Genomic DNA, 14,969 nt, shown 5'->3' with positions numbered 1-14,969 from the left:
CCGCAGATCCTGTCGATGGAAAACATGCACGCCTTCCGGAGTCCGGGCGGACGCCCTAGTGGGCGCCCGGCCAGCCGGTGTAGGCCTCGGCGAGGTAGGCCCGGCCGTGGCGGGATGAAACCACGGAGTTGAGCTCGCCGAGCTGGCGGGCGCGGGCGAAGTCGTCGCCGTCTGCCGGGGTGTGCAGCATGGAGGTCATCCAGTAGGAGAACTGCTGGGCCTTCCAGACCCGATTAAGGGCGCGGTCGCTGTAGGCATCCAGGAGTACGGCGTTTCCGGTCTTGTAGAAGCTGTCGAGACCCTCAAAGAGCACCTTGACGTCGTGCAGCGCCAGGTTCAGGCCCTTGGCCCCGGTCGGCGGGACGGTGTGGGCGGCGTCGCCTGCGAGGAACAGCTTGCCGTGCCGCATCGGGGCGTGCACGAAGCTGCGGAACTTCAGGACGGTCTTGTCGATGACCGGGCCCTCCTTGAGCTCAAAGCCGTTGCCGTTGACCCGGCTGCGGAAGGCGTCCCAGATCCGGTCTTCGCTCCAGTTGTTGACGTCCTCGTTCGGGTCGCACTGGAAGTACATCCTCTGGACGGTCTCGGTCCGCTGGCTGATAAGGGCGAACCCGTTCTCGGAGTTGGCGTAGATGAGTTCGTCGGAGCTGCGCGGCGCCTCGGCCAGGATCCCGAACCAGGCGAAGGGGTACTCGTGGAAGTACCACTTGCGGCGGGCTTCCGGGATCTGGAAGCGGCTGTGGCTGCGGGAGCCGTCGGCGCCGGCAATGAAATCGGCCTGCAGCTCCCATTCAACGCCCTCGGCATCGGTGAACCAGACTTTCGGCTTGCCCTCGAGGTCATGGATGGTGGTGTCGGTGACGTTGTAGCGGACGTCGCCGCCGTCGTCCTGGCGCCGGGCGGCGAGGTCGAGGAAGACGTCGGTCTGCGGGTAGAGCCAGACCGACTCCCCGACGAGGTCCTGGAAGTCGATCCGGTGGCTTTCGCCGTTGAAGCGCAGTTCGATTCCGTCGTGCCGGTCACCATCGCGCAGGACCCGGTCCGAGACCCCGCTGTCCACGAGCAGGTTCACCGAGCCGTGTTCCAGGATGCCCGCACGGACCGTTTCGGAGATTTCCTTGTGGCTGCGGATCTCGATCACAGTGGACTCGATTCCCTGTTTGGCCAGCAGGTGGGAGAGCATCAGTCCTGCCGGGCCCGCGCCCACGATTGCGACCTGGGTGGTAATGACCTTGCGTTGTGCCATGCTGTCCTCGCTTCATTGCGGGGCCCGGACTGCTGGCTGTCCGGAGCCGGTGGGTTCTCTGGCTACAGTGTGCGCCCGGACACGTGACACGCGTTACAGCGATTCCACTCAATGGAACGAGGCGGCGGCCTTTGCGTCATGGAGCTGCCGTCCGATCCCGCGGGCCGCCGTCTGCAGGGCCGGGACCAAGGCCTGAAGCCGCATTTCACGCAGCGGGACGACGACGCCGAGCGCCGCCACGGTGCGGTTCCCCGCGTCCCGCACCGGAACGGCGATCCCCCACGTGTCCGGGTCCACGACGCCGGCCAGCTGCGCAAAGCCATGGCCGGCCGTCTCCTGGAGCAACGTGCGGAGTGCCTCCGGCTGGACCAAGCCGTCCGGATCGTGGAACTGGCGGAGGTACTCCGCCTGGACCGCCGGCGGCTGGCTGGCCATCAGGGCCAGCCCGGCCGAGGAAACGTGCACCGGCATCCGGCCGGCGATCTGGGCGCGGTTGGCCACGGAACCGCGGCGCGACAGGCGCTCGACAAATAGTGCCTCCCAGCCTTCCAGCACGGCGAGGTTCACATTCTGGTTGAGCACCTGCTGGATGTCCTCCATAAAGGGCATGGCCGCCTGGCGGAGGGCCAGGGTGGGCGAATTCCTGTTGACCAGCTCCCACAGGCGCAGGCCGAGCCGGACGGACCCTCCGCTGCCCAACTCCAGGAGCCCGTGTCCGGCAAGCTGCCGGACCAGCCGGTGGGCGGTGCTCGGCGGCAGTCCGGCCCGCTCGGCGAGTTCGGAGAGCTGCAGCACCGTGACGCCTTCGGGGAATGCCTCGATCACCCTGACCACGCGGTCCACCACTGAGTCGCCTGCGGCGGAGTTAGCCATGGCAGTCACTTCCGTTGAATGGATTCCGCTTCCACTCTACGCCGCCGGCGTGGGGCGCTTGGATCCCACGCTGCCGCTCAGCTGGGGCGGGCGGAGCGTGCTGACCGCGGTGGCTGCCGCGTGCGCAGACGCCGCGACACCGCCAGTGCCAGCACGACGGCGATGCCGACGGCAGCTCCGATGACGGTCTCAAGAATCCGGTCGCGCAGCAGGATGCCGGGCGACGAGGGAACCACCAGCAGCGTCGAAATCAGCGCCAGCGGGGTGACGAAGATCTGGGCCAGGACGTACTGGCGGGCGATGAACATCTCGGCGCCGAACTGGCAGGCCGCGATGACCAGCACGGTCTGCCAGGGCGCGGGCTGCATGAGGAGGATCCCCGTGAGAAGCACCAACCCGATCGCCGTGCCCACGATTCTCTGCACCGCACGACTGACCCGGTGCCGGGTGGAGTGGCCCACGAGCGGGACGACGGCGGCCACCATCGCCCAGTAGTTGTGGCCGAAGCCCAGCCGTTCGCCTGCCAGCGTCGCAAGGCTGCCGGCCAAGCCTGCCGCCACGATGTAGCTGATGCTTTCGAGCAGGGCCGCCCGCTCCTCGGCCCGGGTGAGTGGGGCGGCGACGGTCCATGCCCACGGCGTCCGCCGGCTCCTGACCACCCGGGAGGACATCCCGATCAGGAGAGAGAAGGCGACTGTCAACACCGCCACGAGCATGCCCTGCCAGAGCGGCGGCTGGTTGGGGATGGACGCAATCGCGGCGAAGGCAAAAATGTGGAACAACGAGCCCGCGGGGCGCAGGCGCCACCAGGCGACGACCAGCGAGCAGCCGCCTGCCACCAGCGTGGTGGCGAAGACCTGGAACCAGATGATGTCCGCCGCGGGGACCGCGAAGGCAACCCCGGCACGGGCGGTCAAGGCGGCGAGCAGCATGACCAGCAGCATCAGCATCCCGGCCCGCAGTTGCAGGACGAAGCGCGTGGCATGCGGCTCATTGCGCCCGTAGATCCCGGCGAACGCTCCGAAGGAGGCGAAGACGGCCAGGTCCAGGCGGTCCAGCAACACCAGCGTGATCAGCGGGACAAAGACACCGACGGCGCAGCGGATTGCGACACGGTGGTCCTTATTGCCGGGAGCCATCGTGAACAGCTCGGCAAGCATTTTCACGGGTGGGTGATGCCTCTCTCGCGGTCGGATTGTTACGACGGCGGCGCTGGCATCCGCAATCGATTTTACGCCGGAACGGCCCGGATCCGGCGCCTTCAATCCATTGGGTGGAATTCGGCGGCCGGAGAGGTGTGCACGGAGGTGATAGCGTCTAGCGTTTGATCCCCCGGCCGGGGACACGGCCCAGAGCTCTAATCAAGGCACACCGGAGGACCCCCATGCTCAAAGGATTCAAGGACTTCATCCTGCGCGGCAACGTGATCGAACTGTCCATCGCCGTGGTGGTCGGCACCGCCTTCACTGCGCTGGTAGGTGCGTTTACGTCAAACATCGTGAACCCCATCATCGCGGCGGCCGGCGGTGTCGAGACCGACGGGCTGGGCTTCCGTATCTGGCCGGCGAACGAAAAAACCTTCGTCAACTTCGGTGCGGTGATCACGGCGTTTGTCACGTTCCTGATCACCGCCGCTGTCGTCTACTTCATCTTCGTTGCGCCGATGAACCGGATCAACCAGCTGGTTAAGAAGCGCCTCGCCACTGCAGAGCCGGGGGAGAAGCCGCTCCCGGCCGACACGGCCCTGCTGGCCGAGATCCGCGACCTGCTGGCCCGGATGGCCGTTCCGGAGCACGAAGGTGCGGCCGGCCACGCCATCGAGCGCGCCGTCGGGACCGCCGGAGAACGCAGCCGCTAGACCGAGCCAAAACGTCACGGGCCGGCAATAGGCCCGTAACAGCGGACGGACATCATGGGACCCATGAAGCCCTTAGCCCCTGGCAGAAAACAAGGCGCGACACGGGCCCCGGCCGCCTCCGAACTGAGTTGCGAAGTCTGCGGCCAGATGCCCGAACCGACCAAGGCCCGGCTGACCCTGGCCAACATCGCCGTAATGCTGCCGATCGAACTTGTGGTCCATGCGGCGGTGGTCGGCACCCACCTGCCCTATGCGGCGAAGGTCCTGGTCCTGACGATGACGGCCACCATTCTGGTCATCTGGGTGGCGGAACCTTCCGCGGCGCGGATGCTGCGGCGCTGGCTGCACGCCCCCGCCCTCCGGCACCGCAGCCGGCTCCGCGCCGCACCGGCCCTCTGGCGCGCCCGCACGGTGCTGATGGACCGCCCCGGTTCACTGCAGAAACTCACGCAGTCGCTGGCCCGGCTGGACACCAACATCCTGAGCATCCACGTCCACCCCGTCGACGGCGGCGTGCTGGACGAGTTCGTGCTTTCGGCGCCCGGCGAGCTGCGCGAGGCGGAACTCCTGAAGGCCCTGCGCGACGGCGGCGGCAGCGATCCGCATGTCTGGCCCACCACAGCGCTGGCCATGGCAGACGGGCAGACCGGTGCGCTCAGCCTTGCGACCAGGATCGCGGCCAACCCCGAGGAACTGCCGCTGGCGGTCGCTGAACTGCTCCACGCCCGGATCGGGACCAGGACGGACACGGACACCGGGGCTCCGGCCGCCAAAGCGGACACCCTGCCGGCAACGGACGGCACCGTACTGAGGATCCCGACCGCCTGGCACGGTCCCATCACCTTCAGCCGTCCCGGCGAGCCGTTTACCCCGGCGGAATCCGCCCGCGCTCACCGGCTGGCCGAACTCGCCGAGATTCTCGCGCACCGCCCCGCCACCAGCCGGTGACGGTGCGGATTCCCCGGCCCCGCTTCAACGCCGGGCCGGGGTCCCCTTAGTGCGGTGTGCGGCCGCCGGCCGTCCGTCGGCTGCTGGGATCGCGTTCCCACACCGCCGGATGAGCGGTTCTCCGGCGCCCCGCCAGGGCAAATCCCATGTAGACCGAGGCGTTGACGGCGGAGAGTGGACCGCGAATTGAGCGGACCACCTCCGACAGGGTGTGACTGGCGGTGCTGTGCCCGCCGTCCTGCTCGGCGTTGCCTCGATAGACGCGGTGCAGCACGGCCAACTGGTCCTTGGGGGTCCGCGGCGGGCAGATCACCACAGGTTCCACGTCCAGCACGGCTTTTTCCGCCGGCTCAAAGAGACGGTCCACGAACAGATCATCCGCGATCAGATCGGGGAACTGCCCGAAACGCTGCCGCCCCTCCTGGGACAGTCCGTACACACCGCCTCCCCACAGTCCGCTGCTGGCCGCCGGTAGCTGCAGCCGGGTGCGGTAGTACGAGTGGATCAGCGGGTGCGCGTCCTGAAGGTCGAAGCGCACGGCCGGACGGGCGGCCAGCACTTGGCCGGAGAGCAGCGCGTTGAGGACGTCCCGGACGGTGTCCGGGCTGATCTGCACATCCGCGTCGAGATACAGCCGGGGCCAGCGCGAGGCGACCGCGTCGCCTGCGTTGAGTGCGGCAGTCTTGGACGGCTGTTCCAGCTCCAGCACCGTGACTCCCTCGAATGCCCTCGCAATTCCGGCCGTGTCGTCGCTGCAGCCATTGCAGGCCACGATGACCTCAAGTTGTCCTGCGGCAGCCAGCCGGGCCAGCGGTGCCAGGGTGCGGGCGATCACGGCGGCTTCATTATGCGCCGGAATGATCACCGACCCGTGCGGGAAATGTCCGGGGTCCGCGTTGTTGCTGGTGTCTTTGCCCGGGCCGGGCAGGGCTGCCCAACTTCCCTGGTTGAGGACCGTCCTCAGTACACCCCGGCGGTCCGACTTCCAGCACCGCAGAACTTCAGCAAGGACGACGGCCCCGTGAAACACCGCCGAGTAGGCCGGGGAATGGTACTGACGAATGTATCGGACACGGTTGACGGCAAGGAGCGCGTTCAATTGGGGCGAACTGCCGGAAGCCCCGCCGGTGTGGCGCATGACGGCCGCAGGCTCATACCAAACGGTTTCCCCCATCGTCCGCAGAGACCGGAAGAAAGCGGTCTCCTCGCTGTACAGGAAATAAGACTCGTCCCACGCAACCGAGTCCGCCAGGGAACGCCGGACCATCAGGGCAGCACCGGTTGCCCAATCCACGGTGTGGGAGTGGGCGTAGCTCTCCTGCGAGTAGTCCGTGCCCGCAAGCCAGCCTGGCCGGTTGGGAGCCCGCCTGCCCAGCAGCGCATCGCCCACAGCAGTGGCGATGGTGGGCTCCCGGTAAAGTGAGCAGCTGGTTGCGCCCCGCTCGTCCAAAAGGCGTGGAACCACGGCCCCGGCCTGCGACGCAAGCAGCCGATGCAGCAATGTTTTGAAGCTGCCCGGTTCCACCGTGAGGTCGGGGTTGAGTACCACCACAGTCCCAGCATCGCCGGCCCGGCACATCGCGGCGTTGATGCCGCCGGCATATCCCAGATTGCCGCCCGTACTGAACGCGTGGACGTCTGGGTGACGGCCGCGCACCAGGTCCAGGGTGCCGTCGCCGGAGGAGTTGTCTGCCACCAGAACCCGCAGCGTCAGATCGGCGGTTTCCACCCGCAGGCTTTCCAGGAGCGTTCCCACGCATTCTGAACTGTTATAGGTCACAATGACGACGACGGCGTCCGCCGAACCGTCAGGCCCGGTAAAGCGGCCCGGAGTCCGTGGGGCGGGGGCAGCTTGGGGCAGGAGTTCCGTGCGGTCCGGCGCTACGGCGCAGGAGGCGGTTCGCAGTTTCAGGTAGGCCGGTGGTCCGTCCACGAGGTAGCGGCCTGCCAGCCGTTTGGGCTCCAGGGCCAGGCGGTAACCCCATTCCAGGCCGTGCTCACAAAACCAGTCGGGTGCCCGCTGGACCCTGCCGGCCAGGAAGTCCACCGCCGCACCGAACGCCAGGAGGACAGCCGCCCCCGTGGCCTTCGCGTACCGGTCAATCCAGAGTTCCTGGCGCGGCTTGCCGAGTCCCACGTAGAGGATCTGTGTGCCGGCAGCGGCGATCTCGCTGGCGATCCGCTCGGAGTCGCGGACCGAGGCCAGTTCCTCACGGCCCGGGGACCACATGCCGGCGAGTTGCAGATCGGGGTGTTCATTGGCGATCTTCTGCGACAGCAGCCGCTGGTTCGCTTCGGACCCGCCCAGAAACCCCACCCTCAGCCCGAGCTGCTCTGCGCGCGCCAAAAGGGGGGATGCCAGATCGCTGCCTGCCAGCCGGGGCCACCGGTGCCCGGTGATTCGTTGCGACTGTGAGACCAGGGGCGCACCGTCCAGAAGGTAGAGCCAATCCACGGCGCTTGCGGGATCCGCGTGCAGAGTCCCCGCCCATCGGCCGCCAGTTCCGAAATGGTGCAGATGGTCAAGATTGACCGAAGCCACCCCCAGCGGCGGGAGACCGTGGCCGTCGGTCACTCTGGCGAGTATCCTCTCCAGCGCCGGTTCGGGTTCCATCAGATCTACCGGTGTGCCGCCCAGGATTACCCTGCCCCCACCCAGCTTTTCCACGCCGCCTCCTCAGTCCATTGCCGCAGGCGCTAGTTGCCCGCTGGTTTCGACGTACCTCCGGCCGGTGGCCGGGCAGAGCCAACTGCCGCCCCCGTCGTGCTTTAAGGGGTGCCCGGCCTCGCCCACCCAGCCCGCCTGCCGGGCGGGGACTCCGGCCACGATGGCGTAGGCCGCCACGTCACGGGTGACCACGGCTCCGGCGGCCACCGTGGCCCACTCGCCGATGGACGCGGGCGCGATGCAAACGGCGCCGGCCCCGATGGACGCCCCCTTGCCGACGGTGACGCCGACCGCGACCCAATCGTCCGAATCCTTGAGCGCCCCGTCCGGGGTGATGGCCCGAGGGTGGAGGTCATTCGTGAGGACCGCCGCGGGGCCGACGAAGACGCCGTCGGCCAAGGATGCCGGCTCATAGACAAGGGCATAGTTCTGCAGTTTGCAGTTGTTTCCCAGAACGACGCCGGGGCCGACATAGGCGCCGCGGCCGATATTGCAGTTGCTCCCCACGGTGGCATCCTCACGAATCTGCGCCAGATGCCAGATTCTCGTACCGTCTCCAATGACGGCGGTCTCTGCCACGTCCGCCGTTTCGGCAATGGATGTCATGGCGCTCCTTCTGGTCTCGGGTCCTGTCGTCATGAGCGGCCCAGGGCTGCCTGCAACTGGTCCGCCACATACTGCTGCTGTGTCTCGCTGAGGTGCGGGAAGATCGGCAGCGACAGGATCCCGCGGCCGGCCTGCTCCGTGACCGGGAAGGATCCGGGGCCGAGGCCCAGGCCCCGGTAGGCGGAACTGAGGTGCACCGGAACCGGGTAGTGAATGCCGGCGCCGATACCCGCCTGGTTCAATGCCGACAGCACACGGTCCCGTTCTGCGACCCGGATGACGTACAGATGCCAGACGTCGGTGTTGCCCCGGGCGGTGCGGGGAAGCAGCACGCCCGGCAGGTCTGCCAGCAGTTCCTGGTAGCGGGCCGCGGCCTTCCGCCGCCTCTCGTTCCACGCCGCCAGCCGGCGCAGCTTGGCGTTGAGCACCACCGCCTGGATGGTGTCGAGACGGGAGTTCATGCCGACCGCGTCGTGCTGGTACTTCCGTTCGCTGCCATGCGCACCCAGCATCCGCACCCGGGCCGCGACGCCGTCGTCATCTGTCACCACGGCCCCGGCATCCCCGGCGGCCCCGAGGTTCTTGCCGGGATAGAAGCTCGTGCCGGCCACGAGTCCCAGCGTGCCGGCGAAGCGGCCAAAGCGGGTGGCGCCCTGGGATTGCGCGGCGTCTTCGACAACCACGGCCCCGCAGGAGTCCGCAATCGGAATTAGGCGCTCAACAAAAGCCGTTTGACCAAACAAGTGGACGGGAATAATGGCCTGCGTCCGGGAAGTCACTGCCTCCGCCACCCGCTCCGGGTCGATCAGCAGGTAATCCGGGTCGACGTCGACAAGCACCGGCACCGCACCGATCCGGCTCACTGCCTCGGCGGTTGCGATAAAGGTGTTGGCGGGCAGGATGACTTCCCCGCCCGCCTTGACCCCGGCTGCACGGAGCGCCAGTTCCAGGGCGTCCGTGCCGTTGGCCACGCCCACACAGTTCCCGGCACCGAGAAACCGGGCATACGCCTGCTCAAAGTCGGCCACGGCGGGGCCGCCAATGAAAGAGGCCTGCGCGAAGACTTCCTTGAGCCCCATCTCCACTTCGTCGGCAATCTCCTCGTGCTGGGCGCCCAAGTCGACGAAGGGGACGGAAACGCCGACGGTGCCGGGCCGCGTCACCGCACACCACCCGCCGCAGTCGCAGCCGGTTCAAGCACGCGCGCGGGAACCCCGGCCCAGGTCTCGCCGTCGGGAACGTCGCCCAAAACGGCGGCTCCCATCCCGATCCTCGTCCCGGCCCCCACCTTGGTGCGTTCACGCACACACGAATTCATGCCCAGGTAGGCCGTGCGCCCGATCCTGACACCGCCGCCCAGGGAAACGCCGGCAGCCAGGGTGGCGAAGTCCTCCACGACGTCGTCGTGGGTCAGCGTTACACCTGGCATCATCACGACGTGGCTCCCGACCGTGATCCCGGCGGTCAGGGTGACATTGCCCAACATGATGCTCCCCGGACCGATGTCGCAGCAGTACGGAACCCGCACTGACGGGTCGACCACCGTCGCGAAGCGGTGGCTGGGGAAGCCCAGCCCGGCGAGTCTGGCGACAACCCGCTCGCGCCCCTTCCCCGTGCCAATGCAGACGACCACCTGCGCCTCCGGATAACGGAGGGCGTGGCTCGCAGGACCGATGATGGAAGCGCCGTCCAGGGCCGACCCGGCCTTGGACTCGTCATCGTCGAGCACTCCGACCACGTCGAACTGGCCGTTTTCGCGGACGCAGGCAAGCACCTCGCGGGCAAGGCCGCTGGCGCCAATCAGGAGTAGCTCAGTCACCGGTTTTCCCCGCAGCCTTCAGAATTGAATGGATCACCCGGGACTGCTCGTCCAGGCTCAACTGGTGGTAGACCGGCAGGATGACGGTGTGGTCCGTGAGCCGCTCCGTCACGGACAGGTCCGCCCTTCCCGTGTTCCTGCCGGCGTAGGCGGGTTGCCGGTGTGCGGCCATGATGCCCCGCCGCGCGGAGATTCCGTCCTGCGCCAGCCGCTCCAGCAGTTCCTCCCGTCCGAGGGCAAAGTCCGGCAAAACTTCGAACCAGAAAGACTGGAAATTGCTGGTTCCATAAAGCGGATCCTCGCTGAAACGCAGCCCTTCCACCCCGGCGAGCGCCTTCCGGTACGCGGCGGCGATCGCCCGGCGCCGGGACACCGCCTCACCCAGCCGGCCCAACTGCACGAGTCCCACAGCCGCCTGCATGTCGGTCATCCGGTAGTTGAACCCGATCTCCTCGTACGACTCCGCCGGAGCCAGGACCGAGGCGTGCCGGTCATTCGCCGAGACGCTCATGGCGTGTTCGCGGAGCTTCCGGGCGCGGTCCGCCCAATCCGCATTCTGGGTGGTCAGCATCCCGCCCTCACCGGTGGTGAGGATTTTGCGCGGGTGGAACGACCAGGCGGCGACCTCGGCACCCGCTCCCACCGGTCGGCCCCGGTAGGTGGAGCCCGCCGCGCAGGCCGCGTCCTCGACGACGGTGATGCCCAATCCGTCGCAGAGGGCACGGATCGGATCCAGATCGACCGGCATCCCGCCCTGGTCGACCACGATCACGGCGCGGGTGGCCGGCGTCAGGGCGGCGGCGAGCGTCCGCACGGACACATTCCCGGTGTCCGCCTCGACGTCCGCGAAAACCGGCCTGGCGCCCACATAGGTGACCGCGTTGGCGGTGGCAATGAAGGACAGGGATGGCACCACAACGTCGTCGCGGGGTCCGATGCCCGCCACCTTCAGCGCCAGATGCAGGGCCGTGGTGCAGTTGGAGACCGCCACGGCGTGGCTGGCCTGCTGCGCGGCGGCGAAGGCTTCCTCGAAGCGCGCCACACGGGGTCCCTGCGCCACCCAGCCGGACGCGATCACTTCGGCCACGGCCTCCGCTTCCTCGGCCCCAAGCCAGGGCTTCATCACGTTGATTCGGCTCAGGGCCCGGTCCTGGCCGACCGTCACCGCACACCCCCGACCCTGGCGTCCGCAATTTCGGTGCGGAGCGGACGCCACCAGTCCACCAGTTCGCGCAGGCCCTCCTCGAGCCCGGTTTCGGCACGGAACCCAAGGTCACGGGCGGCCGCGGCGGTATCCGCCTGACGCCGGACAACGCCGTTGACGGCCCGCTCGGGGCCATGCTCGACGTGCAGCTCCGAATCCATCGCACGCAGCAGCGCCTCGGCGAGCTCCAGGAGGCTTGTCTCGGCGCCGCTGGCGACGTTGTACACCCCCTCGTCCACGCCGCTGCCCGCGGCCAAAATGTTGGCCCGGGCCACATCCCGGGTGTGGACGAAATCCATGGTCTGCCGTCCGTCGCCGAAAATCAGCGGCGGCAGCCCGTCCTCGATCCGCTCCATCCAGCGCACCAGGACTTCGGTGTAGAGGCCATGGACATCCATCCGTGGCCCGTACACGTTGAAGTAGCGCAGCAGCACATAGTCCAGGCCGGACATCGCACGGAAGCTGCGGACCATGCCTTCGTTGAAGGACTTGGCCGCACCGTAGAACGTGTCGTTGTTGTGGTGGTGGTGGCGTTCGGCGGTGGGGAACGTCTCCGCCATACCGTAGACCGAGGCACTGGAGGCCGCCACGAGCTTGCCGACGCGCTGGGCCGATGCGGCCTCGAGCACGTTAAAGGTCCCGTCCACCAGCACCTCCAGGGCCAGCCGGGGTTCCTCGGCGCACTGGGTGATGCGGATGGCCGCCTGGTGGAAGACGATGTCCTTGCCCCGGCTGAGGTCGTGAACCAGGTCCCGGTCGCGGAGGTCCCCTTCGATGAGTTCAACGCGTCCGCTGGCGAGGGCCGGGTCCAGGTTGGCCCGCCGGCCCCGGACCAGGTTGTCCAGCACGTCGATCCTGCCGGCCCCGGCGTCGAGCAGGTGGTCCACGATCGTGGAACCGATGGTCCCGGCACCGCCCGTGACCAGGACCTGCGCTCCTTGCAGGATGCTCATCTGCTTGCCTCCAGTCGCGGTTCGTTCCCGACGACGATGCTGGCTTTCCCGTCCGCGCTGAGGCTGTCGCTGACGGCCTCCAGGACCGAGAGCACCCGGAGACCCGAAGCGCCGCTGGTCCGGGCGGGCCGCTGCTGCCAGATGCTGTTGGCGAACTCGGCCACCATCTGGCCCAGTGCCTCATATTCCGGCAGCGCCGGCGACCAGGTGTCGCCAAGCCGGTAGGAGATGGCGGAGGTCCTGCGGTCCGCTGCAGAAGATGACTGCCTGTCCAGGCTGATGCCGCGGTCATAGACGCTGAGCCGCTGCTGGGGGTTCAGGTCGTCCCAGACCAGCGTGCGCCGCGACCCGCCCACCACGAGCTGGCGGATTTTGGTCGGGCTCAGCCAGTTGACGTGGACGTGGGCCATGGCGTCGTTGGGGAGGGCAAACGTCAGGTGCCCGACGCAGGCCTGGCCCGTTCCCAGGGGGTCTGCCCCGTGGGCTGTCACCTCCACCGGCCGCAGCCCGTCGGGAAGAATGAAGTCGAGAATGGACAGATCATGCGGTGCGAGGTCCCAGAAGACGTCCACGTCCGGTTGCACGAGTCCCAGATTGATCCGGACCGAGTCGATGAACAGGATCTCGCCGAGCGAACCGTCGGCGATCAGCTCCCGGATCTTCAGCACGGCCGGTGTGTAGCAGTAGGTGTGGTCTGCCATCAGGACCAGGCCGCGTTCCTCCGCTTCCTCGACCATCTCCGCTCCTTTGACCCGGCTGTCAGCGAGTGGCTTCTCGACCAGCACATGCTTCCCGGCCTTCAGCGCCGTCAGTGCGATGCCGTGGTGCGTGTGGGCCGGCGTCGCAATTGCAACGGCGTCGACGTCGGCGGTGTCCAGCAGCTCGTCAATCGACCGGAAGACTGCCACCCGGCCTTGGGCTGCGGCGAGTTTGGCGGCCCTGCCCTGGTCCAGGTCCACGATTCCGGCGAGCTCCCAGTGGGGGCTTGCGGTGAAGTTCCGTGCCAGGTTGGGGCCCCAGTAGCCGGCGCCGATGACGGCTACGCGCAGCGGCCCGGCGGCCTGCGCCGGGTCCAGGCCGCGGGAGTACCCTGAACGTGTTTCATTCATTGTGTTTCCTCACTCAGTCAGTACGCGCCGGCAGGCACGCACATAGCCCTGAAGGTGCGCCATATGATGATGACGTCGCCCATGATTGACCAGTTTTCGACGTAGTAGAGATCCAGGCGCACGGCCTCATCCCATGGCAGGTCCGAACGGCCGTTGACCTGCCACAGACCGGTAATCCCCGGTTTGATCAGCAGCCGTCGGTGCGTGTGCCGCTCGTAGCCGCCGACCTCGCGCTGCAGCGGCGGGCGGGGTCCGACCAGGCTCATTTCTCCGGACAGGACGTTCCAGAACTGCGGCAGTTCGTCCAGCGAGTAACGGCGCATCCAACGTCCGCAGCGGGTCACCCGGGGATCGTTGCGCATTTTGAATAAGACGCCGGCGCCGTCGTTCTGGGCCCCGAGTGCGGCCAGTACGGCTTCGGCATCTGTCACCATGGACCGGAATTTGAGCATCCGGAATGGTTTTCCCGCTTTGCCCACCCGCTCCTGCCTGAACAGGACGGGTCCCGGGCTGTCACGCTTGACGATGACCGCCAGGACGGCCAAGAGCGGCGACAGCAGGATCAGGGCGGCGGCGGCCACGGTAATGTCCAGCAGCCGCTTGCACACATGTTTGCCGCCGCTGTACCGGGGCACATCCACGTGCATCAGCGGCAGCCCTTCCACCGGCCGCCAGTGGATCCGGGGTCCGGCGACGTTGGTCAGGGACGAGGCCAGCACCAGTTCTGCCTGATGTTCTTCCAGCCCCCAGCCCAGTTCGCGGATGTACTGGTTGCCGCCCGGTACGGGGCCGGCCACGATGACGGCCTCCGCGCCGCAGAGGCCGACCGTCCGGACGACGTCATCGGTGGAGGAGAGAACGGGCACCCGGCGGCCATCGACGTCGAACGACGTCCCCCGCCGCCCGCCAGGCAGCGAGACCCCAAGAATCTCGTACACGGCATTGGATTTCCGGGCGATCCGCTTGAGCACGTAGCGCACGTCCTCGGTCTGGCCAATGACGATCGCCCGGACGAGGTACTGCCCCTGGGCCTGCCGCTTGTTGTACCAGCGGCGGGCGATCCACCGGCTGCCCGGCAGCAGGACAAGGCCCAGCGGGAGGGACACCAGGTAGAACGCCGAAGCAGGCTGGACCCGGAACACCACCAAGCCGACGGCAAGCAATCCGAAGACCGCGCTGCTGGCGGCGGCCACCCGCTTGTATTCACTCGCCCCGGCTCCCAGGACCTTCGGGTCCCTGGTCCGGTAGAGGCCCAGGGCTGCAATCCACAGCACGCCGAGGACCGCGCCGATGAGTGTCCCGTAGAGGTCCGTGACGGTCCCCGCGAAGGGCTGGCCGCCGCCCTCGATGTGGATGAGGAGTCCCGCGATGACTGAGACGGCGACCAGCAGGGCATCTGTGCCCCGCAGCAGGCGGCGCAGGAACCGCGCCCATTCCCGGCCTGAAATCCTGGCCGGGGTCGGCAGGGCGGCGGCGTCAACCGCGGGAGCGTCGGCGGAGGTCCGTCGCGGGGGCGCAAAGATTGCGGGGTGGCCGTGGGAGGCCTGGGGGGTGCTGAGGATACGGGGTGCGTGGGCTGCGTAGGCGAGGTCGGCCACCGTGCCGCCTGGGTGACCGGCAGTGTGTGCGGCGCTTTGGAGGGTCAGCTTCAGCGGCATTCCCTCGACCTGGGGTGTCACCGGCGC

Annotated in this window: 13 protein-coding genes; 2 read left to right on the top strand and 11 right to left on the bottom strand. The window is 67.9% G+C overall.

Annotated features, from left to right (window positions below; genetic code table 11):
* Positions 1-55: 55 nt before the first annotated feature.
* The 3 genes from AC1MFL_RS09765 to AC1MFL_RS09755 form a co-directional block, all read right to left on the bottom strand.
* Entirely contained in the window at positions 56-1,246 is a 1,191-nt protein-coding gene (locus tag AC1MFL_RS09765) for a 4-hydroxybenzoate 3-monooxygenase (RefSeq protein ID WP_479815176.1), read from the bottom strand.
* A gap of 108 nt (positions 1,247-1,354) precedes the next feature.
* Positions 1,355-2,119 (bottom strand): IclR family transcriptional regulator, encoded by a 765-nt coding sequence (locus AC1MFL_RS09760; protein WP_479815175.1) that lies wholly within the window; start codon positions 2,117-2,119, stop codon positions 1,355-1,357.
* A gap of 77 nt (positions 2,120-2,196) precedes the next feature.
* Positions 2,197-3,285: an FUSC family protein gene (locus tag AC1MFL_RS09755; RefSeq protein WP_479815173.1), complete on the bottom strand. Its 1,089-nt coding sequence runs from the start codon at positions 3,283-3,285 to the stop codon at positions 2,197-2,199.
* 218 nt (positions 3,286-3,503) lie between these two features.
* On the opposite strand from AC1MFL_RS09755, the gene mscL reads away from it, so the two are divergent.
* Both mscL and AC1MFL_RS09745 read left to right on the top strand, forming a co-directional pair.
* Positions 3,504-3,977 (top strand): large conductance mechanosensitive channel protein MscL, encoded by a 474-nt coding sequence (gene mscL, locus AC1MFL_RS09750; RefSeq protein ID WP_479815171.1) that lies wholly within the window; start codon positions 3,504-3,506, stop codon positions 3,975-3,977.
* A 63-nt stretch (positions 3,978-4,040) separates the two neighbouring features.
* Entirely contained in the window at positions 4,041-4,925 is an 885-nt protein-coding gene (locus tag AC1MFL_RS09745) for an ACT domain-containing protein (RefSeq protein ID WP_479815169.1), read from the top strand.
* 46 nt (positions 4,926-4,971) lie between these two features.
* On the opposite strand, the gene AC1MFL_RS09740 is transcribed toward AC1MFL_RS09745, so the two are convergent.
* From AC1MFL_RS09740 to AC1MFL_RS09705, 8 genes are read right to left on the bottom strand one after another with little or no spacing between them, the layout of a single operon-like run.
* Positions 4,972-7,593: a WecB/TagA/CpsF family glycosyltransferase gene (locus tag AC1MFL_RS09740; RefSeq protein ID WP_479815167.1), complete on the bottom strand. Its 2,622-nt coding sequence runs from the start codon at positions 7,591-7,593 to the stop codon at positions 4,972-4,974.
* Between the two features lie 9 nt (positions 7,594-7,602).
* The gene (locus tag AC1MFL_RS09735; RefSeq protein ID WP_479815165.1) at positions 7,603-8,199 is read right to left on the bottom strand and encodes an acyltransferase; all 597 of its coding nucleotides are present in this window, start codon (positions 8,197-8,199) and stop codon (positions 7,603-7,605) included.
* 29 nt (positions 8,200-8,228) lie between these two features.
* Entirely contained in the window at positions 8,229-9,362 is a 1,134-nt protein-coding gene (locus AC1MFL_RS09730; RefSeq protein ID WP_479815163.1) for a DegT/DnrJ/EryC1/StrS family aminotransferase, read from the bottom strand.
* Entirely contained in the window at positions 9,359-10,018 is a 660-nt protein-coding gene (locus AC1MFL_RS09725; protein WP_479815161.1) for a NeuD/PglB/VioB family sugar acetyltransferase, read from the bottom strand. The genes AC1MFL_RS09730 and AC1MFL_RS09725 overlap by 4 nt, the downstream gene beginning before the upstream one ends.
* Positions 10,011-11,141 (bottom strand): DegT/DnrJ/EryC1/StrS family aminotransferase, encoded by a 1,131-nt coding sequence (locus AC1MFL_RS09720; RefSeq protein WP_479815416.1) that lies wholly within the window; start codon positions 11,139-11,141, stop codon positions 10,011-10,013. Before AC1MFL_RS09720 ends, AC1MFL_RS09725 begins: the two co-directional genes overlap by 8 nt.
* Positions 11,142-11,179: 38 nt before the next feature.
* Complete coding sequence (locus AC1MFL_RS09715) at positions 11,180-12,175, bottom strand: NAD-dependent epimerase/dehydratase family protein (protein ID WP_479815159.1); 996 nt, start codon at positions 12,173-12,175, stop codon at positions 11,180-11,182.
* Positions 12,172-13,284, bottom strand: coding sequence for a Gfo/Idh/MocA family protein (locus tag AC1MFL_RS09710; RefSeq protein WP_479815157.1), 1,113 nt, complete (start codon positions 13,282-13,284; stop codon positions 12,172-12,174). Before AC1MFL_RS09710 ends, AC1MFL_RS09715 begins: the two co-directional genes overlap by 4 nt.
* A gap of 17 nt (positions 13,285-13,301) precedes the next feature.
* On the bottom strand, positions 13,302-14,963 hold the full coding sequence (locus AC1MFL_RS09705; RefSeq protein WP_479815155.1) for a sugar transferase: 1,662 nt from the start codon (positions 14,961-14,963) through the stop codon (positions 13,302-13,304).
* Between the last annotated feature and the right edge of the window lie 6 nt (positions 14,964-14,969).

The sequence above is a fragment of the Arthrobacter sp. BG3 genome (genome assembly GCF_056680185.1).
The sequence above is the reverse complement of the archived record's forward strand: the minus strand, read 5'-3'. Positions and strand labels throughout refer to the sequence as shown.

What these genes read in the sequence shown, in the direction of transcription:
- mscL (WP_479815171.1), top strand. Translation starts at nt 3,504, where the DNA reads ATGCTCAAAGGATTCAAGGACTTCATCCTGCGCGGCAACGTGATCGAA.
- AC1MFL_RS09710 (WP_479815157.1), bottom strand. Translation starts at nt 13,284, where the DNA reads ATGAATGAAACACGTTCAGGGTACTCCCGCGGCCTGGACCCGGCGCAG.
- AC1MFL_RS09735 (WP_479815165.1), bottom strand. Translation starts at nt 8,199, where the DNA reads ATGACATCCATTGCCGAAACGGCGGACGTGGCAGAGACCGCCGTCATT.
- AC1MFL_RS09745 (WP_479815169.1), top strand. Translation starts at nt 4,041, where the DNA reads ATGAAGCCCTTAGCCCCTGGCAGAAAACAAGGCGCGACACGGGCCCCG.
- AC1MFL_RS09715 (WP_479815159.1), bottom strand. Translation starts at nt 12,175, where the DNA reads ATGAGCATCCTGCAAGGAGCGCAGGTCCTGGTCACGGGCGGTGCCGGG.
- AC1MFL_RS09765 (WP_479815176.1), bottom strand. Translation starts at nt 1,246, where the DNA reads ATGGCACAACGCAAGGTCATTACCACCCAGGTCGCAATCGTGGGCGCG.
- AC1MFL_RS09720 (WP_479815416.1), bottom strand. Translation starts at nt 11,141, where the DNA reads ATGAAGCCCTGGCTTGGGGCCGAGGAAGCGGAGGCCGTGGCCGAAGTG.
- AC1MFL_RS09760 (WP_479815175.1), bottom strand. Translation starts at nt 2,119, where the DNA reads ATGGCTAACTCCGCCGCAGGCGACTCAGTGGTGGACCGCGTGGTCAGG.